This window comes from Acinetobacter sp. SAAs474 (assembly GCF_032823475.1).
GTDB lineage: Bacteria > Pseudomonadota > Gammaproteobacteria > Pseudomonadales > Moraxellaceae > Acinetobacter.
Map to the genome: position 1 here is coordinate 2,175,582 of NZ_CP127915.1, position 24,190 is coordinate 2,199,771.

17 protein-coding genes and 3 pseudogenes are annotated in these 24,190 nt (G+C 34.2%); 10 read left to right on the top strand and 10 right to left on the bottom strand.

Annotated features, from left to right (window positions below; translation table 11 throughout):
• Positions 1-2: 2 nt before the first annotated feature.
• Positions 3-1,097, top strand: a complete 1,095-nt coding sequence (locus QSG86_RS11035; RefSeq protein ID WP_317031545.1) for an acyl-CoA desaturase — start codon at positions 3-5, stop codon at positions 1,095-1,097.
• A 121-nt stretch (positions 1,098-1,218) separates the two neighbouring features.
• Here QSG86_RS11035 and QSG86_RS11040 read toward each other — a convergent pair whose 3' ends face one another.
• Both QSG86_RS11040 and QSG86_RS11045 read right to left on the bottom strand, forming a co-directional pair.
• Positions 1,219-1,854, bottom strand: coding sequence for an HAD family hydrolase (locus QSG86_RS11040; protein WP_317031546.1), 636 nt, complete (start codon positions 1,852-1,854; stop codon positions 1,219-1,221).
• The gene (locus QSG86_RS11045) at positions 1,821-3,026 is read right to left on the bottom strand and encodes a DUF1615 domain-containing protein (RefSeq protein ID WP_317031547.1); all 1,206 of its coding nucleotides are present in this window, start codon (positions 3,024-3,026) and stop codon (positions 1,821-1,823) included. Before QSG86_RS11045 ends, QSG86_RS11040 begins: the two co-directional genes overlap by 34 nt.
• A gap of 361 nt (positions 3,027-3,387) precedes the next feature.
• Here QSG86_RS11045 and QSG86_RS11050 point away from each other — a divergent pair, with 361 nt between their 5' ends.
• On the top strand, positions 3,388-3,921 hold the full coding sequence (locus QSG86_RS11050) for a cytochrome b (RefSeq protein WP_317031548.1): 534 nt from the start codon (positions 3,388-3,390) through the stop codon (positions 3,919-3,921).
• A gap of 14 nt (positions 3,922-3,935) precedes the next feature.
• On the opposite strand, the gene QSG86_RS11055 is transcribed toward QSG86_RS11050, so the two are convergent.
• On the bottom strand, positions 3,936-4,637 hold the full coding sequence (locus tag QSG86_RS11055; protein ID WP_317031549.1) for a VIT family protein: 702 nt from the start codon (positions 4,635-4,637) through the stop codon (positions 3,936-3,938).
• Between the two features lie 351 nt (positions 4,638-4,988).
• Here QSG86_RS11055 and QSG86_RS11060 point away from each other — a divergent pair, with 351 nt between their 5' ends.
• On the top strand, positions 4,989-5,675 hold the full coding sequence (locus QSG86_RS11060; RefSeq protein WP_317031550.1) for a superoxide dismutase: 687 nt from the start codon (positions 4,989-4,991) through the stop codon (positions 5,673-5,675).
• Positions 5,676-6,009: 334 nt separating this feature from the next.
• On the opposite strand, the pseudogene QSG86_RS16685 reads toward QSG86_RS11060, so the two are convergent.
• A pseudogene (locus QSG86_RS16685) lies at positions 6,010-6,102 on the bottom strand (IS5/IS1182 family transposase); the annotation flags it as partial.
• Between the two features lie 663 nt (positions 6,103-6,765).
• On the opposite strand from QSG86_RS16685, the gene QSG86_RS11070 reads away from it, so the two are divergent.
• Complete coding sequence (locus QSG86_RS11070) at positions 6,766-7,098, top strand: hypothetical protein (RefSeq protein WP_317031551.1); 333 nt, start codon at positions 6,766-6,768, stop codon at positions 7,096-7,098.
• A 1,854-nt stretch (positions 7,099-8,952) separates the two neighbouring features.
• On the opposite strand, the pseudogene QSG86_RS11075 reads toward QSG86_RS11070, so the two are convergent.
• Positions 8,953-9,363: pseudogene (locus QSG86_RS11075) on the bottom strand (site-specific integrase); the annotation flags it as partial.
• A gap of 171 nt (positions 9,364-9,534) precedes the next feature.
• On the opposite strand from QSG86_RS11075, the gene dusB reads away from it, so the two are divergent.
• Complete coding sequence (dusB, locus tag QSG86_RS11080) at positions 9,535-10,497, top strand: tRNA dihydrouridine synthase DusB (RefSeq protein WP_317032558.1); 963 nt, start codon at positions 9,535-9,537, stop codon at positions 10,495-10,497.
• Positions 10,498-10,657: 160 nt separating this feature from the next.
• On the opposite strand, the gene QSG86_RS11085 is transcribed toward dusB, so the two are convergent.
• Entirely contained in the window at positions 10,658-11,698 is a 1,041-nt protein-coding gene (locus QSG86_RS11085) for an NAD(P)H-dependent flavin oxidoreductase (protein WP_317031552.1), read from the bottom strand.
• 359 nt (positions 11,699-12,057) lie between these two features.
• On the opposite strand from QSG86_RS11085, the gene QSG86_RS11090 reads away from it, so the two are divergent.
• A complete protein-coding gene (locus tag QSG86_RS11090) occupies positions 12,058-12,585 on the top strand; it encodes a hypothetical protein (RefSeq protein ID WP_317031553.1) in 528 nt (175 codons plus the stop codon).
• 776 nt (positions 12,586-13,361) lie between these two features.
• On the top strand, positions 13,362-14,660 hold the full coding sequence (locus QSG86_RS11095; protein WP_317031554.1) for a dicarboxylate/amino acid:cation symporter: 1,299 nt from the start codon (positions 13,362-13,364) through the stop codon (positions 14,658-14,660).
• A gap of 335 nt (positions 14,661-14,995) precedes the next feature.
• On the opposite strand, the pseudogene QSG86_RS16690 reads toward QSG86_RS11095, so the two are convergent.
• Together QSG86_RS16690 and ahpF are read right to left on the bottom strand one after the other, a co-directional pair.
• A pseudogene (locus tag QSG86_RS16690) lies at positions 14,996-15,166 on the bottom strand (hypothetical protein); the annotation flags it as partial.
• 234 nt (positions 15,167-15,400) lie between these two features.
• Positions 15,401-16,966, bottom strand: coding sequence for an alkyl hydroperoxide reductase subunit F (gene ahpF, locus QSG86_RS11105; RefSeq protein ID WP_317031223.1), 1,566 nt, complete (start codon positions 16,964-16,966; stop codon positions 15,401-15,403).
• Between the two features lie 563 nt (positions 16,967-17,529).
• Between ahpF and QSG86_RS11110 the strand changes: the two genes are divergently transcribed.
• Complete coding sequence (locus QSG86_RS11110; protein WP_317031555.1) at positions 17,530-17,745, top strand: DUF1653 domain-containing protein; 216 nt, start codon at positions 17,530-17,532, stop codon at positions 17,743-17,745.
• Positions 17,746-18,030: 285 nt separating this feature from the next.
• Complete coding sequence (locus QSG86_RS11115) at positions 18,031-18,648, top strand: O-methyltransferase (RefSeq protein ID WP_317031556.1); 618 nt, start codon at positions 18,031-18,033, stop codon at positions 18,646-18,648.
• 38 nt (positions 18,649-18,686) lie between these two features.
• Here QSG86_RS11115 and QSG86_RS11120 read toward each other — a convergent pair whose 3' ends face one another.
• Positions 18,687-18,893, bottom strand: a complete 207-nt coding sequence (locus QSG86_RS11120) for a KTSC domain-containing protein (RefSeq protein WP_317031557.1) — start codon at positions 18,891-18,893, stop codon at positions 18,687-18,689.
• A 279-nt stretch (positions 18,894-19,172) separates the two neighbouring features.
• Positions 19,173-19,736, bottom strand: coding sequence for an alkyl hydroperoxide reductase subunit C (gene ahpC, locus QSG86_RS11125; protein ID WP_317032559.1), 564 nt, complete (start codon positions 19,734-19,736; stop codon positions 19,173-19,175).
• A gap of 571 nt (positions 19,737-20,307) precedes the next feature.
• Here ahpC and hrpA point away from each other — a divergent pair.
• Positions 20,308-24,180 (top strand): ATP-dependent RNA helicase HrpA, encoded by a 3,873-nt coding sequence (hrpA, locus tag QSG86_RS11130; RefSeq protein ID WP_410487492.1) that lies wholly within the window; start codon positions 20,308-20,310, stop codon positions 24,178-24,180.
• Positions 24,181-24,190: the final 10 nt, after the last annotated feature.

Sequence of the window (24,190 nt, forward strand, 5' to 3'; positions counted from 1 at the left end):
CTATGAATATGCAAGTTAAGGTAGAATATTTTAAAAATCCGAAAAATCGTGAGCTGACTGAAATTGAATTAAGTGAGTTAGCACGTGAATTAGATGCAATTAAACAGGAAGTTTTGGATGATTTAGGTGAAAAGGATGCCCAATATATTCGTCGTATTTATTCAACCATTCGTTACTCTTCAATTGCAGGTCGTGCTTTATTATTTGCGGGATGGTTTCCACCTGCATGGCTCTTAGGGACAGGACTGCTTGGATTTTCTAAAATATTAGAAAATATGGAGTTAGGGCACAATGTTATGCATGGCCAATACGATTGGATGAATGATCCTTTATTTAATGGTACAACTTATGAGTGGGATATTGTAGGTACGGCTGAAGATTGGCGTCAAACCCATAATTATAAGCATCATACTTATACCAATATTAAGGGAATGGATGATGATATTGGTTACGGTATTATTCGTTTATTTCCAGAACAGCGTTGGAAAAAAGGTTATTTATTACAGCCATTATATAGTATTCCATTTTGTTTACTATTTCAGTGGGGCGTTGCTATTCAAAACCTTGAAATTGGTAAATATATCAAAGGCCGTATGAGTAAAGATGAGTTTAAAACCCGTTTTAAACCTATGCAGAAAAAAATGTCAAAACAGTTATTTAAAGACTATATTTTCTTTCCATTACTTGCAGGTCCTGCAGCATTACCGGTACTGGCAGGTAACTGTGTGGCAAATGGTATACGCAATATTTGGACTTTTAGTATTATTTTCTGTGGACATTTTACCAAAGATGTTGAAGTTTTCCCGAAAACTGTATTAGAGAACGAAAGTCGTGGTCATTGGTATATGCGTCAAATTCGTGGTTCGTCTAATTTGACTGGTTCAGAAGCATTCCATATTTTAACTGGACATTTAAGCCATCAGATAGAACATCATTTATATCCTGATGTGCCTGCACGTCGCTATCGTAAGATGGCACCAAAAGTAGAAGCAGTATGTAAAAAATATGGGATTAACTATAATAATGCTAATTTATTTAAGCAGTATGGTAGTGTGATTAAACGTATTGCCAAATATGCTTTCCCATTTAAAAAATAAAGATCGTTTTTAGTTAACCACATATAGCCAACGGGATATATGTGGTTTATGCCTATATGATTTATTCTTAATTTTTGATCATGATGTGATATCAGCACAAGCGATATGGATCGGTAAACAATCAGTTGATATCAGGTAAGGGTAATGGGCATTTGCCATGTAAATAAGGAAAATGAGCTAAAGAGAGCATGGCCAGATCTTCATGACTATTACCATAGGCATAAATCGCTTGATATTTTGCTAAGTTGTATTTGGCTAAAACACGTATTTTCTTTTGTTGATGGCTACAATCAGGTGAAGCAAAACGTCCAGTATAATATTGATTTTTGATCTCTGTAGTTGAGCAGATTAAATCAATATCTAAATTTTGCGCAATATACTGTAGATAAATATCAATTGAAGCAGAGACCAATACCACATCATCACCTAAAGCTTGGTGGTTTTTGAGCTGTTGATACAGTTGAGGATTGAGATGATGTTCGATTAAATAGTTGGCATATTCCTTTGCGATAGGATCTAAGATCGCAATAGGTATATGCTTCAGCATTTTTTGAAATAACTTTGGGCGCATTAAATGCGCTGGATAAAGTTGAGCATAATAGCCAATAATCCATGGGAGGGTTGCAATACCACGTTTAATAATATGCCTTTTAGATAACGCATAAAAGAAAAACAGAGTAAAACTATCTTTATTGCATAAAGTCCCGTCAAAATCAAAAAGTGCTAAATTTTTATGTGTTTGGCTTTTCTCATACATGTTTCATAACGACCATTGACGCGAGTTGCAAACCAGTTGGTATTGTAGTCTCGGCTAAGTTTAGGACCTGTAATAACCACTTCAGGCATAATGGCATACATTGGTTCTTTATGAGTTTTTTCTTTATAAAGTTTACCAACTGCACGATATGTTGCGGTATCTTCAAAATCTTTTTCTTTCTCTAGTTTGAGATCTGAATGGATTTGTCTTGGTGTGATTAAAATGTTATGTGCAGCAAATACGGCAATGAGTTCTTTCTCGGATTGACTTTGAGTTGCTTTTAATGAACCATCTTTATTATAGAGCAATAAATCTCCATCCAGCGATAAAGTATTGTCTGTGATGGAATTTAGCATACTTTGAAAGGCAGCATTACGACTTGAATACATGCCAGAATTATAATCGGCAAAGCGATAAATAGGCTTATCATAATCTGCTGGATACATCATGAGGCGATGAATACCATAATATAAGCCACCATATTGACTATATAGGTCTGTTCTAAGTGCAGCGATATTACCACTTTGACGTTTATTTTCTTTTGCATAGGTAATATGAACTTGCATAGAGCCAAGCGTTGTAATTGGATTTAGTTTTTCTGCAAAATCTTGTCCAACCAGCTTTGCTGCGCCGGTCAATGCACTCACATGATAGTGTTTAGACATATAATCGAAAATTTCTCGATATAATTCATCTAATTGTCGTTCAGTTTTAACTTGACGCATCTGGCTGAGATAATTGTTTTCTGGTGTAGGCTGAGTTTTTAATACTTCTTGAAAATATTCTGCAACGGTTCCACCGACAGTATCTCCAAGTTTATCGGTAAATTTTTCTTGTAAGCGTTCCTGTACTTCTTTTACTGCTTTTGCACCTAAACCAGCAACTTCTGGATCTGCATGGAAATTAGACTCTTGATCGACCACTGCGATAATCGTACACATATTCTGCTTAGTTTGTGGAATGCCCAAATCTTTTGAAATATCGTAAATATCCTGAGCCCAAGACTGACGATCTTTGACGCGATTGGGAATAATGCGTTTAATTTGATCAGCATCTAAAGTGGCTTCATCTTGATTTGACCACCATGAGTCATTACCACATGCAGTTAACCCCAAACAAAAAACAATCAGACTAAATGGCTTGATCACTGAAGAGATAGAAGTGTGTTTCATAGGCAGAAAAACTCGAACCAAGAAGATGAGTCAAAAAGGTAAGTATACAATGCTTGTTATCAATGTTAGTAAAATATATGTATATCATAATATATAAAGGGTTGTCTTGTTACTATATAGGTTAATGATAATCATAGAAATAAATAAATTTGTTGATGTAATCATATCATTGATAGGTTTTAATTCACTGTAATTTTGGCAATAAATTTATATTATGTTTATTTTAATCAATATCTTACTAGTTATATAGCAATTATTATTGGTTTTTAATTTTAATCTTAAAATACTATTTTTAGTTTTTAATTTATATTAAAGTTGTGTAATAAAATAATGTTATTCTAATGAAAAATAGAGCATTTTCATGCAAAAAAAATCGCCTAAATTTGAAACAATACAATCCTATCCACTCGTGATCATCTGCTTACATTGGCTGACTGTATGTCTGGTGATACTTGCCTATATAACCAGTGCTCATCCGATTCAAGATCATTGGATGGGGCAGACACATGTAATTGCTGGAACAGCAGTATTGATTATTTTTTGTTTACGATTATTGATGATTTTTTATTATCGACATCAATTACCTGCATCTGATCAGCTTTCTGCCCTTCAGCAAAAAGCATTTAAGATGATGAAATTTTTATTATATGTATTCTTGTGCCTCGTTCCAATTTTAGGATGGTTGGCTTTATCCAGTGTTGTATCTAATTTTATGATTTTTAATATCAGTGTACCTTTGCTGCATCTTGCTGATCGTCATTTTTGGCCAGACATACATCAAATTTGTGCCAACCTATTTATTTCTTTGGTTGGCTTACATGCAACAGCAGCATTAATTCATCATTTTGTGTTGCGTGATCAAGTTCTAAAAAGTATGTGGTTAAGAAAAAAATAATGTAATGATTGATGTTATCCAATCACCACATGAAATAATGAACCTACCCAGCTACTAAAGAGCATGGCAATCACGCCCCAAATCATGACACGAAGAGCGCCTTTGTAAATATTGGCGCCTCCAGCATAACTGGCTAATCCGCCCATGATACCGAGTGTAATCACCCCGACAACAATAATACCACTCTCTAGCATATGTGCAGGTAATAACATAATCGAGATCAAAGGAAAAAGTGAACCGATACAAAAAGCCAGTGCAGAAGATAAGGCAGCAACAAAGGGCTGAGCTGCGGTTTGTTCTGAAATACCAATTTCATCACGAGCATGTGCATTTAAGGCATTATGTGCAGTCAGTTGTTGAGCAACGCGCGCAGCAAGTTCGGGTTCTAAACCACGATGAATATAAATATGCGTTAACTCTTTGAGTTCATTTTCTGGATGAATTTGTAATTCTCGGGCTTCCATATGTAAGTCACTTTTTTCGATATCTTCTTGTGATTTAACCGAGATATATTCACCTGCTGCCATAGAGGCAGCACCGGCAATTAAGCCTGCGACACAGGTGATCAAGATGGTTTCTGAAGACGCGCCACTGGCTGCAATACCAACCACTAAGCTAGTCACAGAAATAATACCATCATTAGCACCTAATACTGCTGCACGTAACCATCCTGAGCGTTCTGTATAATGTTTTTCAATATGATAAGAATGACGCATAAGATACACTCGATAAAATAGATATCATGAGATTAATTTTTGAGAAAGAAGATAAAGCTTCATGTTGTACAAATACAGCTAAAATTACGTATCTATAACAAACCTATTTTAGTTATGTTATTGATGTGGCAATGTAATATCAAATAAATATTTAATTTTAAGTATGGAAAAAATCAGCATCATATCGTGAATTTTTGCTTTAAATTATTATAAGATAATTGTCGTATTACATGATTACTTTAAAATGAATTTCTTAATTTTTTGATTACTTTTTAATTTTTTAGTTTGACACCTAAGAGAAAGAATTATAATTTGGAAATGATTTTTGTTATCATTTGAGTAAGGAATCTAATGAACTATAAACTGAAAATTGCACTCACCGCACTCACTGCACTGGTGAGTTTTGCTGCAAATGCAGACTTTAAACAGGCGCCATTGCCTTACAGTAGTCAAGCTTTAGAGCCTGCAATTGATCAAATGACGATGGAAATTCATTATGGTAAACATCATAAAGCCTATGTCGATAACTTAAATGCACAGATTAAAAATTATCCAGTTCTGGATCAGTTAAGTATTGAGGCGATTTTGCCACAAATTTCTCAATATAATGCTGCTGTTAGAAATAATGCTGGTGGACATTTTAACCATACATTTTTTTGGAATAGCCTTGCGCCAGTTGCATCTACAGGAAAGCCATCGGCACAATTACTAAAAAAAATTGATCAAGATTTTGGTTCTTTTGAAAACTTTAAAGCACAATTTAATGCTGCTGCTACAGCACGTTTCGGTTCGGGATGGGCATGGTTAATTGTATTGCCAAATGGTAAGTTGGCGATTACCTCAACTGCAAACCAAGATAATCCTTTAATGGATGTAGCTGACGTAAAAGGTCAACCGTTATTAGGTTTGGATGTTTGGGAGCATGCTTATTATTTAAAATATCAAAATCGCCGTGCTGATTATACTCAGGCATTTTGGTCTATTGTGAATTGGAATAGTATCAACCAGCGTTATGCAGAAGCTATTCAGCAGCGTTAATTGATTAAAGGATTAAATTTAAGCTAAAGATATAACGGTCGATTTATATATTTTGTTTGTATTTTAATTAAGTTTTAATTTAGCGAGTTCTGTAGACGAACTCGCATTTTATTAATATTAAGCTTAGTGCTAGGGTATGCATCTTAAAAATTAAGAGATGTTGATAATTTTACTATCCAAAAATAGTACTACGTAATAGTTTAATAAAATTAAATGAGCACACCTAATTGAAAATGGCAAGTATTACTGTTACATATGGCGTATATTCATTTTTATTAGAGTTCTTTCATAAGTCATTTTCTGCTCAGTTCCATATTATTATAAATTCCAGCAATTAAATTAAATTAAATCTTAAACCCAGTCTTTTTCCTCGGTTACGATATCGCTCAGCAAGAATTTTAAAGGTTTTCAAACGACCAAATATATGCTTAATGCTGATTCTTCTCTATGCTTAATTTGGCTGGCCTGCCTTTAGAAGGAGTTTGCTTCTTTAATTGCTCAACCATTAAATCAAAAGTTGATCATGAGATGCTGTATAGCACTTAAACTGTATTTTAGAAAGTTTCTTTGAGTCGATGTATTTCATCTGCAGATTATGTACGAATACTCAGAAAGTTAGAGACTAAATATTAGTCAAAAGATAACTATTTTTTATTTATGAAAGAGCTCTAATAAAATAGTTTAAATTTACGCTAAATATACAAATATGACTAAAATGATTGGTATTATGTCGCAATATTTTTCCTTATTGATTGAGTGAATAAGTTTATAACCACATTCTTACCCTAAGTCTGTGGTCTTTTTTTATATGGATTTGTAAAGATATTGTTTTGGTATTGATCAACAAACATATAAAATAGCTCAATTCTAATAGTCAGTTTTATGATGGTTGTTTATCTCTGAGATGCAGCTTTCTCATTGAGTATTTATGATTCATGCTATATTGTCTTCGTGATTTAAAATTAACTTATAGCATCATAGATTAGTCACGTCATCTGTATATTATTGAGATATTAACTTTGGCTATAAAGCATAGTTTATTTAAAAGTTTGATGAGTACGTCTCTTTTATCTTAATCAAAGGGTGTTATATGAAGAAAATTGTATTGAGTGTGATGATTGGCAGTATTGCAATGATGACTCATGCTAAATCTAATTCTATTGATAAAAAAATTCATCAAGAAAACTGCCAAACAATTTCTAGATTTGCTGAAATTGCGATGGAAGTTCGACAAAATGGTATGCCATTAGATGAAGCACTTAGTATTGTTAATGAAACGCCAGATTTAGTTGAAATGCAGATCGCAAAAACCATTGTACTTGATGCATATGATCAGAAAAAAGTTGCTAAGCAAAAGATTAACTATGAAATGAAACGTTTTGCTAATAAATATAAACAAGGCTGTTTGAAAATGTATACTTGATTTTAATTTTAAGTATATTAAATTTAAGGCATTGTATAATGTGCTGGTTAGAGATATCTGTAATTTTTTAAGATTCTCGAATGAGAATAATGGTTAAAAATTTAAAATAAATAGACCGGCATTATTTCTGAATATTAATTTAAGTATTCTAGATTTAGATCAGGTGAGAAAAACGATATTGTATATAATCTGGGACGGCATTACTTGGCATATCTCTTAGTGTTTATATACTTTAAAAATTATAATTTAAATAGATCACTAAATCAGGTAATTTTCTCTAAAAATAATAGGGTTTAATCAGTTTAACAGTAGAATTTCATCTTAAAGTACAAGCAGGAGATTTTGTATGAAAATATCTCAATTTACAGACAGTCAGATGATTGAATAGTCATCAAAATTCTAGGCAGCTTCAAAATGAGATTGTCTCGTGTCTAGGATACTGAAAGCGCTCCCCAAATGACTAATGAACGGTATGCTTATGGGCAGTAAACGATATCCTGAAGGTGTTTTTTAACCCAAAAATATAAAAAGGTCCAATGAGATTGTTATAAGCAATAATAAGGAAAAATAAATGTTTATTATCAAATGTCTAAATAATTTTAGTATCTAATAAGACTCAAAAAAATGTGAATTTTTTATTGCTGCTAATCATAAATAGCTAAGTTTTTACCCGCTTGATGATCTTTAAATATCATGGATACAAGTCAATTACACTTTATGAGTAACAAGAATTAGTGAATTTTTTAGAAAAGTTTGATCTATATAAGTGAAATATGTAATATTTTTAATGATAGTAAGCAACGTTACGGTAACTTACTATATTTTCTCCACCTTGAGGAACTTTAACCCACTCATCCAATCAAGTGGGTATTTTTTTATCTATTGAAAAGATGGTTTTTTAATATGTCATTTGTATAGTTGTGTGTGGATAGGAGTTCTCTTCACAAAAACTTCACATGTTTATCAATTATTATGCTGACTTTAATGAGGTGCGTAGAGCACTTCTGTTTTGGCCACATCTCCCCAAGGTGTGGCCTTTTTTTATATAGCCATTTATTCCTTATTTATGATTATTTACAATCTAGCATCTCTGCCACGGAAGTGGCCTTGTTCTATTGAGTAAAGACCTTGATATTATTGAATTTTTTGCAAAAAAAACTGCAAACAGGGTAATTTGCAGTCGATCATTGGAGTGAAGTCTTTATGGTTTTTATATTGATAACAATACATTTTTAATATTCAAGTATTTGTATTTTAAATATTTACTTTGGGTAATCAGATTGTTTTAAAAATGGGTATGCATTTACATTCTATTTTCAAAAGAGTTATATAACGTCACTCAATTTTTATGTATATAAAAGATATTATTATATTGTCTTAGAGTATATGACGTACTCCTGATTTATAGCCACATTTTCCCCAAGATGTGGCTTTTTTTTAAGATAAAGAAAAACCTACATTCTCTCCCAAAAAATGTAGGTTTGGAATAATCTAATCCATCTAATTTTATTTTTATAAGTTTTATTATTGTCTTTTGATTATGCATAAAAAATAAGCTAAAGGAAGGCCGTTTATATAAATATATTAAAATTATCAACTGCTTAATTTTGAGGTGTGATTAATTTTTATTCATTTTATTGAACACTATCAAATGAACTTAACAAATAGTAACTACGATCACGTAAAATAATTTATGGAAATTAGTCAATATAAATAATGTATTTAGATATATCTGTGGAAAATTACTTTTATCTTATTTTTGAATCATAGAATATATCTGAAAAATATATGCTATTAAATATCTGAAGTAAAATAATAAAGCCTTCGCTTAATTGAGCGATTGTCATTACTTTGAGATGGTGATATACCATTGAGCATTTCAACCTGATCGCCTGTTCGATAAATAATTGTATACTCAGAAAAGTCTTGTCGCGTTAAAGAATAGATATTCTTTTCAGAAATATCTAAACTAGCGATATGCTGTAGTGCTCCTGTTTTTGTCCTAGCAAAACTGTCCGCTTCATCCAAATACTGAAATATGAATTCTCTGAAGGTTTTGTGTTTAAGTTGCACTTCAGGGTTCAACATTTTTTCAGGGTGTAATTCAATTTCTGCTCCCGTGCGTTTGATCCATTCCTCAGCCAATGATTTTTTGCTAAAGGTCTTGGATTGCTTGAATTCAGGGTAGCCTTGACGTTGTACACGAACTTGAGCTCTATACCTAGTTGTGCCGTCTTTTGTTTGTCGCTTAGTGACCGTACCCATGAATCTACATCATTAAGGTTTTATGGTGCAAGTAGGGTGCAACTAAAGAGCATTAAAAGTCAATACAGAGCGACTAAACGAAGTTAAACGAGGTTAAAGATTTTGAGTAAAAACAAAGTAATTGAAGAATTGTTCGATAAAACAAAGCGTAACCAACTTTGGGTTGCACCGATGGCAGGTGTTACAGATCGACCATTTCGTACATTATGTAAGTATTTTGGTGCAGGCCATGCTGTCAGTGAAATGATGACAGCAGATAAAACCTTAAGAATGAGTAAGAAGAGTTTATATCGGGCCAATTTTGATGGGGAAATTGCACCAATCTCTGCACAAATTGCGGGTGCAGATCCGGTTGATTTAGCTGAGGCTGCACGTTATCAAGTAGCCAATGGTGCACAAATTATTGATATCAATATGGGATGTCCCGCAAAGAAAGTGTGTAATAAGCTGGCTGGATCTGCATTATTGCAAGATGAAGACTTAGTTGCACGTATTTTAGATAGCGTAGTGGCAGCGGTAGATGTCCCTGTAACGTTGAAAACACGATTAGGATACTTGAATGGTCATGAAAATATTATGCGTGTTGCTTTGCGCGCTGAACAAGCAGGTATAGCTGCATTGGCCTTACATGGCCGTACACGTGAAGATATGTATCTTAATACAGCGCGTTATTCTTTAATTCGGGATGTGAAAGCAATGTTGAAAATCCCAGTCATTGCCAATGGTGATATTGATAGCCCCAAAAAAGCAAAATATGTATTAGATTATACTGGGGCTGATGCATTAATGATTGGACGAGCGGCGCAAGGGCGACCTTGGATTTTTCGTGAAATTGCGCACTATTTAAAAACCGGAGAGTATTTGGCTGCACCACATATTCAGGAAGTAAAACAAGTATTATTGCAACATTTAACAGAACTTTATCAATTTTATGGCGAATATTCAGGCTGCCGAATTTCACGCAAACATATTGCTTGGTATACCAAAGGCTTACGTTCAAGTAATGAGTTTCGTCAAAAGATGTATCAAGTTGAATCAACTGCTGCACAGTATCAGGTTGTCGAAAACTATTTTAATCAGTTATTGCTACAGGGTGAAATTATGAGTGATGTTCAACTTGATGATATGGCATGATTTTATCATATTATTTTAACGATAAATGATGTTGATGAACTGGGCATCTTTGATAAAGCTAAAAGTAGTTTAATGGCCAATATTCTATGCAATAGAAGATCAGTCTCATGGGCATTATTTTACGTAATCTAATTTTAGCCTTATCACATGAGTTACCGATTTATAGTTGCATTTCAAGTAATAATTGATTGATAAGATCGGCTGCTTCTAAGCGACGAATTTGTGTGACATTGGTACCCGCCCAAAAAGCACCATAACCATGATCATGATGTTGGCTGGCGAGGGCATGTAATTGTTTGGCAAGATCATAGCTGTATGGATAGGCAGGTACTGTTGGTCGATCTGGTGTATCTATTTCTTTATGCCAGCGGTTAATTAAGCCACGTGCAGGGCGACCAGAAATACTGGCAGTAATTTGTGTCAGTGGGTGATTAAATAAGGCGTCACGATAGGCAGTATTAGCATTAGATGATTTACATTGTACAAATGCTGTACCTAATTGTACTGCATCTGCACCAAGGTTAAGCATTTGTTGGGCCTGTTGCCCAGTCATTATTCCTCCAGTTGCGATAACAGGTAATGTGCAATTTTGTGTGATTAACTGAACTAAATCTGCTGTTTTAATTGCAGCATCAAAAGCTGTATTGAATATACCTCGATGTCCACCAGCCTCAATACCTTGTGCAATGATGATATCAATGCCTGCTGCTTCTATAGCTTTTGCTTCTGCTAAATTTGTAGCAGAAACCATGGTAATTATGCCAGCTTTTTTTAAAGCCTTAATTTGATGTAAATGGGGAAGGCCAAAATGGAAACTTACAGCTCTAGGTTGGGTTTCTAATACAAGATTTAAAAAGTGGTCATGATCTTTGAAGCTTGGATAAATACAATTTAATTTTTGCGGTACTTGAGCACCATATTGTTCAAATTTACTTTTAAAAAGATCAAGCCAATTTTTAACTTGTTGATCATCTAATGCACTGGGTTCATGACAAAAAAAATTAACTTGAAAAGGTCGATCGGTTAATTGTTGCGTCTGCTGAATTTGTTGTCTGGCTTGTTCTACTGTACTGGCACCTAAACCGAGTGCACCAAGCGCTCCTTGATTAGAAACTTCAGCAGCAAGTGTCGGCGTGGATACACCAGCCATAGGTGCTTGAAAAATAGGATGATGAATACCAAGTTGTTGTATTAAAGTCATAAATTATTTACCGATTAGACTGTTTAGGATTACTTTGCCCAATAAGTAATCTGTTGGCAAATAATATTCATTATTTTGTTGTTAAATAGGTGGGTAAAATTCTAAGCAAGATAAAAGTAGCATGATATTGCTTTTTCTTGGCGAGTTTGAGCGTAAAATTCTATTTTTAGATCAGGAAGTATATGTGATGATTCAATAGTATTCGATATATCCATAAAGATTATGGTTTTGATACTTTAAAAGATATCAATAAAGAGTTAAAAATATTTAAGTGTTATAAGCAGAATTAATTATTTATTTGATGTTTGTAGATACTTCAATATTTTAGATTGGATCGTGTTAAACATTTGAGAGAAATTATGAAGCGGTTAATTTGGGCGACTGCACTGACCAGCATATTATTAACGGCTTGTTCACAGTCAGAACAGGAAAAAATTCAAGTAGACAAAGCGAGCTATCAAGTTGAGAATGCAATTCTGTTACAGCAGCGCTTTGAACAACTTAATCATAAATTGGTGATCGATTTTAAAAAATTTAAACAGGTGGAAAGTTTAGCTTTTGCCAATCAATATCCTTTAGACCCTAATAATCTCAAAAGTTTAAATCTGCATTTGGTTGCAAGCACTGCACTTAAGCCAACAAAAATAGCATATTGCCAGTTAATGAATGACTATTTCACTCAGATGTATCGTTTAGGTCATTATAATTTAAAATTATTAAATGATGTCCAACTTCCAAATAGTGATCAGGAAGACTTAAGCAAAAATTTTGCATCAGCTAATCAATTTTATGATTTTATTTTAAATCGTTATACTTCGTATCGTCAGGTTCAGCAGGTAATGGGGTATGGATGTAATTTAAAATCTGCTTTGCAGTCTACCGAATAGTGATTGCTTTCATCATAACAAAACCAGCAACTTTTCTTTTTTCTTAAAATGATTTCTTGTGGTTTTTTAAAAATAGATATGAATATTTATCTTGATCACGGCTGGTGGTGAAATCGTTATTCACCATAAGTCATGATTTTAATTTTTTGAAATTAGCGGTATTTTGGATGAAAAATACCTGCTTTGATCCAAATTGATGCGTAGTTTCATTTTTTTTTCAAAAATATAAATTTAATTTCATATCATTATTCATTAAAACTGAACGGCAATTCAAAAATATTATGCATATGATTTCTTTAATCTATTCAATGCTTAAGTCTAATTGAGCAAAAAATGACTTGCTGTTAGTGTTTTTAATATGTTTAATATATTTTTTCTATTAAATATATTTTTTTTGTTATATATTTGTTGTCAATTTAACGCATTATTTTATCTTAAAGTTCTGATATATATAGACTTGGTGTTAATTATTTGCAATCGGTAGTTTTACATTTTTCTTATTTAATTAAAGTCTTTATTGAGTGTGATTGATAAATTTAATCTATAAAAAAATGAAGCATTTTAGGTTAAATTAAACTCGGATATCAGCTAAATTAAGGATGTATATAAGACTAAGGGTTTAGATATACGCTTGCTATATTAAATCTACTTTATTTAAAATTACGCTGTTAATTTAGATCTTCTTATATATAGGTTATTTGTATTTATGATGTAGTCATCATAAAAATTGATACTTATTCAATTTTTTGTTTCTTCCAATTTAAAAGGTCTCTCCCATGGATATTCATGTTGATGAGCATGCTCAACCGCCTAAAAAGCAAAAGTTCTACCAAATTTTGTATGTTCAAGTTATTGTTGCAATTATTGCAGGTATTATTCTTGGTCATTTCTATCCAGAATATGGCGAAAGCTTAAAGCCACTTGGTGATGCATTTATTAAAATTGTGAAAATGATTATTGCTCCAGTCATTTTCTTAACAGTTGCAACAGGTATTGCTGGCATGACCAACATGGGGTCAGTGGGACGTGTTACAGGTAAAGCAATGCTTTACTTCTTGTCATTTTCCAGCCTTGCATTGGTTGTTGGTATGATTATTGCCAATTTAGTTCAACCAGGTAAAGGATTGAATATCGATCCATCAACGCTGCATAGTGACAAGGTTGCGACCTATGTAGAAAAAGCACACGATGCTTCTATTGTTGATTTCTTTATGAATATTATCCCAAAAACCTTGGTGAGCCCATTGGTTGGTGGTGATATTCTACAAGTTTTATTTGTAGCAGTGCTATTTGGTTTGGCGCTGGCAAGTGTTGGTGAAAAAGGTAAACCGATTACTGAATTCTTAAATAACCTGACTACACCTGTATTTAAATTGGTTGGCATGTTGATGAAACTTGCGCCATTGGGTGCATTTGGTGCTATGGCATTTACGATTGGCGCATATGGGATCTCTAGTATTGGTAATTTGATTCTATTAATTGCGACATTTTATATCACCTCTCTCTTATTTATCTTGGTTATTTTGGGTGCGGTTGCAAGATATAATGGTTTCTCAATCATTGATCTGGTTCGTTATATTAAAGATGAATTATGGTTGGTTTTGGGTACGAGTTCTTCCGAAGCAGCTTTACCAAGTTTAATGGATAAAATGGAAAAAGCAGGTTGTGAAAAATCTGTTGTTGGTTTAGTAATTCCAACGGGTTATTCATTTAACCTTGATGGTACTAACATTTATATGACTATGGCAGCATTGTTTATTGCTCAGGCATGTAATATTGATTTATCGCTTGGTGAGCAAGTGACTTTGTTGTTGGTGGCAATGATTAGCTCTAAAGGTGCAGCTGGGGTAACAGGTGCAGGATTTATTACGCTTGCTGCAACACTTTCAGTTGTTCCGGCAGTTCCTGTAGCTGGTATGGCACTGATTTTAGGTATCGATCGTTTTATGTCTGAATGTCGTGCGTTGACAAACTTGGTGGGTAACGCATGTGCAACGGTTGTTGTTGCACGTTGGGATAATGCCTTAGATAAAGAACAACTTGATTTAACGTTGAAAAAACATAGCAATCTTTAATTTTTGTAGATGAATGTATTGTTTGGTGATATCTAAATAATTTGCATATCACCAATATTGTTGCGAAAGACCGAGTATGATGAATATGACTCGGTCTTTTTTTATGAATATTTTATCTATGGTTTGGCATGAAAATAGATGAAGAAATTATATTGAGATAAAAAGCTCTCCGAAGAGAGCTTTGAGTATAGGATATTATTTTACTCATCTTACTGATATGATTGAGCTTTTAAGTTGTTAGAATCTAAAATTTATTTAAAGTGAATGCACAATCACAATATAGTCATTTTACATCATCTGGGACGATGAAATAATAGGCTATGCTATTATTTTGCTGCTTTATCTTGACTATCTGCTGCACTTGCTTCTTGAGTTGAGGTTGTATTCATTTGAGCACTTGCTTGAGAAGCTGCGCTTTCTGTTTCAGGTGCTTTATCTTTTTTACAGCCTACAAGTAATACTGTAGCAGCAACAGTGAGACCTAAAGCAACAAGTAATTTTTTCATTTTCATTTTCCTTTTAGTTGTAACTCAAAACAGTTGAGTAAGCACAGAATATAGAGGAAATAAAGTTCTTGCAAGATAGCAATATTGTAGCGCTTATGTAATTTGTATTTTCGATGTATGCTGAGTCATAAAAAAGGCGACTATCCAGTAAGATAGTCGCCTTTTGGCATTTATATAAAAGACGATAGCATGATATTATTTATAGGCTATAATATCGCCATTATTTGCTGAGTGTTACTGTCCAGAACGAATCATATAATCAAAAGCAGATAATGACGCCTTAGCACCTTCACCAGAAGCAATAATAATCTGCTTATATGGAACAGTGGTGCAGTCACCTGCTGCAAATACACCTTTTACATTGGTTTCATTGCGTTCATTAATTATGATTTCGCCGCGATTGGAAAGTGCAACCTCACTGCCTTTCAGAAAATCTGTATTTGGCAATAAACCAATTTGTACAAAGATCCCAGCAAGTTGTAATGTTTTGATTTCATTGGTAGCACGGTCTTGATATTTTAAAGCAGTGACTTGACTGCCATCACCGACCACCTCTGTTGATAAGGCATTTTTAATGACGGTTGTATTGCTTAAACTGTTTAACTTATCTTGTAAAATTTGATCTGCACGTAATTTGGTATCAAATTCGATCAATGTCACATGTTCTACAATCCCCGCAAGATCAATCGCTGCTTCAACACCAGAGTTACCACCACCAATTACTGCAACACGTTTACCTTTAAATAACGGTCCATCACAATGCGGGCAGTATGCAACACCACGAGTACGGTATTCCGCCTCACCAGGAACATTCATTTCTCTCCAGCGTGCACCGGTAGATAAAATTACTGTTTTTGATTTTAGTTGTGCGCCACTGTCTAACTGGATTTCAACCAAACCATCGGCTGTCTGATCAGCACCTTTTAGCTGTGTAACACGTTGTAAGTTAATGATATCAACACCATATTCACGAACATGTGCTTCCATTTCAGCAGCAAATTTAGGCCCTTGTGTTTTTTGTATTGAGGTAAAGTTTTCAATATCCATGGTATCCATCACTTGACCTCCCATACGTTCAGCGACAATACCAGTACGAATCCCTTTACGTGCTGCATAAATTGCAGCGGTATTTCCAGCAGGTCCACCACCAATGACTAAGACATCAAAGGCATCTTTGGCATTAATTTTAGCCGCCTCTTTTGCTGCCGAATTTTGATCAAGTTTGGCAACAATTTCCTCCAGTGTCATACGACCCTGACCGATATGTTGATTATTTTGGAACACCATCGGTACGGCCATGATTTTACGTGCTTCAACTTCATCTTGGAAAAATGCACCATCAATCATGGTTGCCGTCGTGTGTGGATTATAAATCGCAATTAAATTCAGTGCCTGAACCACATCGGGACAGTTATGACAGCTAAGTGAGACAAATACTTCAAAATCTGCAGTTAAGTTTAAATTTTTAATACTATTCAGCATCTCATCAGAAACCTTTGGTGCATAACCAGAAGTTTGTAATAAGGCTAAAATTAAGGAAGTGAATTCATGCCCCATCGGCAAACCAGCAAAAAATACACGTGGTTGCTGACCTGCTTTGGCAATACCAAAGCTTGGTACACGCGCATTATCACCATCAAAACGAGCACTAACTTGATCTGATAATGCTGCAATTTCGGTCACTAATTCTTTAATTTTATCTGACTTTTCGGAGTCATTTAAAGTTGCAACCAACTCAATTGGCCCTTCTAGACGTTCAAGTAGTACTTTTAATTGCTGTGTTGTATTTTGATCTAACATGGCTAACATCTCCAAAGGCGTCATTATGTAGTGAATAGGGATATCATAATATAAACCCAATAATTGTGAAAACAGTTTATATTTATATATTTGATCGTTTTTGTGAATTGAAAGTTCGAGAATATTATCACAAACTAAGATGTGGTTCTTTAACTAATATGAGGTTTAATTAGATAAAATCAAGATAAGTTATCGATAATGAACATAAATCAACCTGAATCATAGATACGATATCGCTTTAAACCATGCTATCAATGTATTACTTAAGATGACTACAATCCAATTTTAATGTAACTAGATTCATCTTTAATGTTTTCATTCATCAAAATGATGAATTTAATTAACGATTGCAGCTATCGCTTTTTTAAGTGAAATACCAGCTAAAGCAATAGATCATCAGCTAAAAAATATAGACGATGTTGTGATTAAAATATGCTATTTTATTGATTAAACTTACTTTAGCTCAAATTAAATTCAGTTAAATTATAATGCAATTATATTTAATTATGATTTGCTTGAATCCGATCAGCTACGGTATAAATGGATTATTATAAGGAAGCGTAATGCATATTGAACAAGGCATTTATCAACACTATAAAGGTCAACTCTATCAAGTATTTTCAGTAGCAAAACATAGTGAGACAGGCGAGGAGCTAGTCATTTATCAATGTTTATATGGTGATTATTCATTATGGGTGAGACCACTGACGATGTTTTTAGAGCACATCAATATTAATGATGAGATTATTCCGCGATTTAAGCGGATACAACCCTTGTAGCCTTAATGTATTCAGATGATTTCGTGTTGTCGTGATGGTATCTATATCGCAAAGCATTTAGATATTATTTGGATTTAATTTTGATTGATATTTTCTTAAGTTTTGATGCTCCCATGCTATCGTCATTTTTACTAGGCATAGATAGAATGTATGATAAAAGCAAATAGAAATCACAACAGTTATTGGTACATGATCCGATAGTTTTTGTTTTGCTGATTCAAATCATGCGCTGTCAAGCATGATACTTGATGGCATGAAGTATATGTATTAATGGGAAAGCTATTTATGGATTTATATCATTTTGAACAGCAGATGCAAGTGCTTTATCAACAATTTAAAGCACATGATCTTCAGCAAAAGGATCGTTTGGACAAGTATCGTAATATTGAAACAGAGTCTGCAAAATTTTTGTCGATTTTAATTCGTACTCAACAATCGCAATGTGTTTTAGAAATAGGTACATCAACAGGCTATTCAACATTATGGTTAGCGCAAGCCTTACAGCAAACACAGGGTGAGTTGCATACGCTTGAAATTGATACTCAGCGCTCACAGCAAGCTCAACAATATGCTAAAGACTTTCAACTACACGAGATTATTCAGTTTCATATCATTGATGCACTTGATTTTTTACAACATACGACACAAAAGTTTGATCTTATTCTTTTGGATGCTGAACGTGATCAATATGTTAAATATTGGCCTTATTTACATCAAATGTTAAAACAAAAAGGTAGTCTATTGGTGGTCGATAATGTTATTTCACATGCCACACAAGTAGATGATTTTATTCAACAGATTCAATGTGATTCTCGGTTATTGATTTCAACTTTAAATATAGGGGCTGGATTATTGTTGGTCAGTGGTTACTCAGAAGATCAGCATGATTATATTGATGATTAATGCATGATCTCAACATCATGCATTAATATCATCTTGTTTTATTGTAATGAAATACGTGTAAAGAGTAAGTTGTATTCTAAATTTTTTTTAATAAAATGACGCTTATCTTGTGATCGGACTAAATGATCAAAAATCACTTGAGGCACCGGATGAAATAGATCTGCCGTTCCATCATTATAAAAAATTTTTAAATATTTTGAAGTAGTATTGTAGTTCCAAAATGTGACGACATTTGTTATTCCCATAAGCAACCTCTTTTTATCATCATTTATTTATAGAGATAGTGTGTGAATTTCAATTGGATGGTTAATTATATTTTATCGCTATTTTCTCCTCATTTGATTTTTGAGATATACCAACTCAATATTATTGTGAGTGAAATATATCGTCAAATTGAGATCATGTGGTTGTTTTAATTTATAACTAACTTAAATTTAAGGCAAGTGTATATAGCAAAATTGTAAAATATTGACATAAAAAAAACCACGCAGAAGCGTGGTTCTTTATATTAAATCTAAATCAAATTAGATTTTACCAACAAGATCAATTGATGGTGCTAATGTTGCATCACCTTCTTTCCATTTTGCTGGGCAAACTTCACCTGGGTGAGCGTGTACGTATTGAGCTGCTTTAACTTTGCGAAGAAGTTCTTGAGCATCACGGCCAATACCACCAGCATTGATTTCAACGATTTGAATTTTACCTTCTGGATCAATCACGAAAGTACCGCGGTCAGCAAGACCAGCAGATTCAATTAATACATCAAAGTTTTTAGCCAATGTCCAAGTTGGGTCACCAACCATCACATATTGGATTTTTTTGATTTCGTCAGAAGAATCGTGCCAAGCTTTGTGTGTAAAATGAGTATCAGTTGATACTGAGTAGATTTCTACGCCTAATTTTTGGAATTCTGCATAGTTGTCAGCAAGGTCACCAAGTTCAGTTGGGCAAACAAAAGTAAAATCAGCTGGATAGAAGAATACAACTGACCATTTGCCTTTGAAGTTTGCTTCAGAAACTTCAACGAATTGACCGTTATGATATGCAGTTGCTTGGAAAGGTTTAACTTCAGTATTAATTAAGCTCATCATTGTCTCCATGATTGAGGTGAGTATTTAATATCCATTAGATTAACGAATTCTTTTCGATTGCTGAAATGGTATTTTTACATTATTAAAATCGGAAAAACCGAATTAGCATAATATTATCAATACCACGAGCAAAAGATTTGCTGATTGTTCGAGGATTTTAGCTATAAATATATGTATTTAATATGACTAATCATGTCATTAAACATATTTACAACAAGTGTGTTTTGATATCAATTGATCATAAAAAGTAGTCTGAGTCGAAGCAGATTATCAATTTTATCGGCATATATCATTGCACACTGATCAGGTTGTGAATATGAGCAACATGTTTATAAATCCTATTTATATTTAAGCCGGATGATGGCTTTAAATAAAAATCAACATTTCGTATTGCATCGTTATACATGATGACAGTGATGATTAAATTCAAGGGATAAAATAAAAAAAATTGAAATTTATCAAAAATCATTGGCTTTCTCTTATAGTCATTACAGCGTAAAATAGGCCATTGTTATTATTTTAGGAATTTTATTTCGTGCATTGTCATTTAAATGTAGATCAGCTTGTGATGGCTCGCGACCATCATCGTTTAAATCGACTACGTAAAGGCAGGGATGCAAATGAAGAACAATATCAAGCGTTATTTCAGCGTTCAAATCATCATGTTCGTCAGCGTATAGCACGTATTCCTAATATTCAATTAAATCAAGATTTACCTGTTACGCAATATAAAAATGAATTGATTGCTGCGATTCAACAGCATCAAGTAATTATTGTAGCGGGTGAAACAGGATCTGGTAAAACAACGCAATTACCTCAGATTGCAATGCTTGCAGGACGCGGTTTAACGGGTTTAATTGGACATACGCAACCACGTCGTTTGGCTGCACGTAGCGTATCACAACGTATTGCAGAAGAGGTGGGAGAAAAGCTGGGAGCGTCTATTTCATTTAAAGTACGCTTTAATGAACAAGGTTCACAAGACTCAATTGTTCGTTTAATGACCGATGGTATTTTATTGGCTGAATTGGCCAGTGATCGCTATCTGACCAAATATGATACTATTATTATTGATGAAGCACATGAACGTTCATTAAATATTGATTTTATCATGGGGTATCTCAAACAGCTTTTACCACGTCGTAAAGATTTAAAAGTGATTATTACATCAGCAACTTTAGATGTGAATCGCTTTAGTCAATATTTTAATCATGCGCCAGTTTTTACGGTAGAAGGGCGTAGTTTTCCTGTTGAGGTATGTTATCGTCCTATCTCTGAGCTGAATATCGTCGGAAGTGACGATGATGAGTTTGATCAGTTTGAAGAAAACTTACCTCGTGCAGTTGTTGCAGCAGTAGAAGAGTGTTTACAAGATGCTCAGCAAAAAGGGCATCCACAGCATGCCGATATTTTGATTTTTGCCAGCACAGAACAAGAAATTCGTGAATTACAAGAAACACTGCTGAAATATGGTCCTAAACATACTGAGATATTGCCGTTGTATGCACGTTTAGCACTCGCTGAACAACAAAAAATTTTTAATACTGCTGGATCGGGGCGAAGGATTATTATTGCCACTAACGTTGCTGAAACAGCACTTACTGTACCCAATATTCGTTATGTGATTGATAGTGGTTTTGCACGTATCTCTCGTTATAACTATCGGTCACGTGTGCAACGCTTACCGATTGAAGCTGTTTCACAAGCTGCGGCCAATCAGCGGAAAGGGCGCTGTGGCCGTATTGCACCTGGTGTTTGTATTCGTTTATATAGTGAGGAAGATTTTTTAAGCCGGCCAGAATTTACCGAGCCTGAAATTAAGCGGACAAATTTAGCATCTGTAATTTTACAAATGCAGAGCTTAGGCTTGGGGCAGTTAGAGCAATTTGATTTTATTGAACCACCAGATCATCGTTTAGTTAATGATGGCCGCAAGTTGTTAATTGAGCTTGGTGCAATGTCAGTTAAATCACAACAGATTTCCACTGAATCTAAGCTCGCAGTAAAAAAAGCACAGCCTATCACCAGTTTGAGTAAAATTGGTCAACAAATGGCGAAAATGCCAATTGATCCACGTTTGGCGCGAATGATTCTGGGGGGTGCACATTTTGGTGCTTTAAATGAAGTGTTGATTATAGTTGCTGCACTGGCTGTACAGGATCCACGCGAACGTCCTGCTGATAAACAGATGCAGGCGGATCAAAAGCATGCATTATTTCGTGAAGCAGACTCTGATTTTTTATTTTATTTAAAACTGTGGGAAACATTACATGCGCATCGTGATGGCATGAGTGAAAATAAACGACGCAGCTTTGCACGACAGCATTTTTTGAGTTGGTTGCGTTTACGCGAATGGAAAAAAACCTATGAACAATTGGTTGATTTGGCCAAAGCATTAAAACTTTCTTTTAATGAGAAAAAAGCCAGTTATGAAAATTTACATCGTGCCTTGTTAACAGGATTATTATCTTTTATTGCCAATAAAACAGATGAACGTAATGTGTTTATGGCAGTGCGTCAGCAAAAGGCACGAGTATTCCCAGCTTCAACATTGCATAAAAGTAATACCCCTTGGGTTATGGCATTTGAAATGGTTGAAACTTCACAAGTATATTTACGTACTCTGGCTAAAATAGAACCAGAATGGATTTTATTGGCAGCAGGTGATTTACTTAAACATCATTATTTTGAACCGCATTGGTCAAAAAAAGCAGGTGTAGTGAATGCCTATGATCAAATTTCATTATTTGGTTTGATTGTTGAGCCAAAACGTCTGATCAATTATGAAAAAGTAGATCAGGCTGCTGCACATGAGATTTTTTTGCGTGATGCTTTAACAACGGGTCATTTGGGAATTGTACCTGCATTTTTAAAACATAATTTATTGAAACTTGAAGAGGTTGAGCGAGTTGAGGATAAATTACGACGCCGAGATTTGGTGGTTGATGAGGAAACCATTTATCAATTTTATGCGGCCAAGGTTCCTGCTGAAGTAGCCAGTCGACGTAGTTTTGAAGATTGGCGTGCAACAGTAGAAACTCAGCAATCACGTTATCTTTTTATCGAAGATGATGCATTATGGCTTGATGATCGACCAACAACGCAGCAGTTCCCAGATTACTTGCATAATGGTAGTTTGCGTTTAGCGGTAAGTTATCGCTTTGATCCAAGTCATGATGAAGATGGTGCAACGGTTAAGATTCCATTGCAAGCTTTGGCACAAGTAGATGAGAATATCTGGTCTTGGGGAATTCCTGGTTGGCGACAAGATTTGATTGAAGCTTTATTAAAAAGCTTAGCAAAAGAAAAGCGTCGTCATGTCGTTCCTATTCCAGATACAGCCAAAAAGTTGTTACAACATGTTGATGTACAACATTTGCAGCAGCATATTTTAACCTATTTAGCATTTCAATTACGTGGCGAACAGATTACGGAAAAAGATTTCTCTTTAGATCGTCTTGATCCTTACTTAATGCCCTTGATTAAAATTATTGATGAAAAAGGGCATGTTTTAGAACAAGGACGTAATTTAGCTGAGTTAAAAATACGCTGTCGTACAGAGACACATAGCCCAGTAAAACAGCTGAATGGTGAGTTTAAAACATTCCCTGAAAAGTTTACTTTTGAAGCCTCGCAAAAAGTAACGGGTGTTATTGTTAAACAATATCAAGCATTGGTACCAAGTAAAGTATTTGCAGATTTACAACTTAAAGATGAATCTGGTGTTGTGATACAAACATTTAACGAACAAATGGTCGCTATTAAACAGCATCGTGAAGGCATTATTCGTTTGATACATATGCAGTTAGGTGATCTGACTCGACAGTTAAAAAAACAGATTTCAAAACCATTGGCATTGGCCTATGCACCTTTAGGGGATAAAGCACAATTAGAGCACATGCTGATTTACGCAACGTTGCAAAGTGCTATCGATAGCCTTCCTGTCAATATAGCAGAATTTGAAATACTATTAGGTCGAGTCAAAGCTTCATTTTTAACGCATGGTCAAAAAGTACTACAAGACTTAAATGATATTTACATACAGTGGCAAGATATACGCCGAAAATTATTATATTTAGATCCTACAATATTTTCGATGAGTATTAATGATATCGAAGATCAGCTAGATTTAATGAGTTTGGCTAATTTTGTTTATATTAAGCCATTAGAGGTTTGGTGTGAGTTTCCACGGTATTTAAAAGCGCTGATTTTACGTCTTGATCGCTTATCACATAACTTGCAGCGTGATCAAGCTGCAATTGAAGATATTGATCCTTGGATGGAAAAACTATTTAAGTTTAAACATGACGAACGACTAAAAGATCTTTATTTTATGGTTGAAGAATTACGTATTTCATTGTTTTCACAACCGATGAAAACAAAAATGCCAGTTTCATCCACCCGGTTGCAAAAATTATGGGAACGGCTTGCAATCAGTTAATATACACAAC

Bases quoted from the DNA above. Each gene is read 5' to 3' on its own strand.
- QSG86_RS11035 (WP_317031545.1), top strand. From the start codon at position 3: ATGAATATGCAAGTTAAGGTAGAATATTTTAAAAATCCGAAAAATCGT.
- QSG86_RS11040 (WP_317031546.1), bottom strand. From the start codon at position 1,854: ATGTATGAGAAAAGCCAAACACATAAAAATTTAGCACTTTTTGATTTT.
- QSG86_RS11045 (WP_317031547.1), bottom strand. From the start codon at position 3,026: ATGAAACACACTTCTATCTCTTCAGTGATCAAGCCATTTAGTCTGATT.
- QSG86_RS11050 (WP_317031548.1), top strand. From the start codon at position 3,388: ATGCAAAAAAAATCGCCTAAATTTGAAACAATACAATCCTATCCACTC.
- QSG86_RS11055 (WP_317031549.1), bottom strand. From the start codon at position 4,637: ATGCGTCATTCTTATCATATTGAAAAACATTATACAGAACGCTCAGGA.
- QSG86_RS11060 (WP_317031550.1), top strand. From the start codon at position 4,989: ATGAACTATAAACTGAAAATTGCACTCACCGCACTCACTGCACTGGTG.
- QSG86_RS11070 (WP_317031551.1), top strand. From the start codon at position 6,766: ATGAAGAAAATTGTATTGAGTGTGATGATTGGCAGTATTGCAATGATG.
- dusB (WP_317032558.1), top strand. From the start codon at position 9,535: ATGGCAGGTGTTACAGATCGACCATTTCGTACATTATGTAAGTATTTT.
- QSG86_RS11085 (WP_317031552.1), bottom strand. From the start codon at position 11,698: ATGACTTTAATACAACAACTTGGTATTCATCATCCTATTTTTCAAGCA.
- QSG86_RS11090 (WP_317031553.1), top strand. From the start codon at position 12,058: ATGAAGCGGTTAATTTGGGCGACTGCACTGACCAGCATATTATTAACG.
- QSG86_RS11095 (WP_317031554.1), top strand. From the start codon at position 13,362: ATGGATATTCATGTTGATGAGCATGCTCAACCGCCTAAAAAGCAAAAG.
- ahpF (WP_317031223.1), bottom strand. From the start codon at position 16,966: ATGTTAGATCAAAATACAACACAGCAATTAAAAGTACTACTTGAACGT.
- QSG86_RS11110 (WP_317031555.1), top strand. From the start codon at position 17,530: ATGCATATTGAACAAGGCATTTATCAACACTATAAAGGTCAACTCTAT.
- QSG86_RS11115 (WP_317031556.1), top strand. From the start codon at position 18,031: ATGGATTTATATCATTTTGAACAGCAGATGCAAGTGCTTTATCAACAA.
- QSG86_RS11120 (WP_317031557.1), bottom strand. From the start codon at position 18,893: ATGGGAATAACAAATGTCGTCACATTTTGGAACTACAATACTACTTCA.
- ahpC (WP_317032559.1), bottom strand. From the start codon at position 19,736: ATGAGCTTAATTAATACTGAAGTTAAACCTTTCCAAGCAACTGCATAT.
- hrpA (WP_410487492.1), top strand. From the start codon at position 20,308: ATGGCTCGCGACCATCATCGTTTAAATCGACTACGTAAAGGCAGGGAT.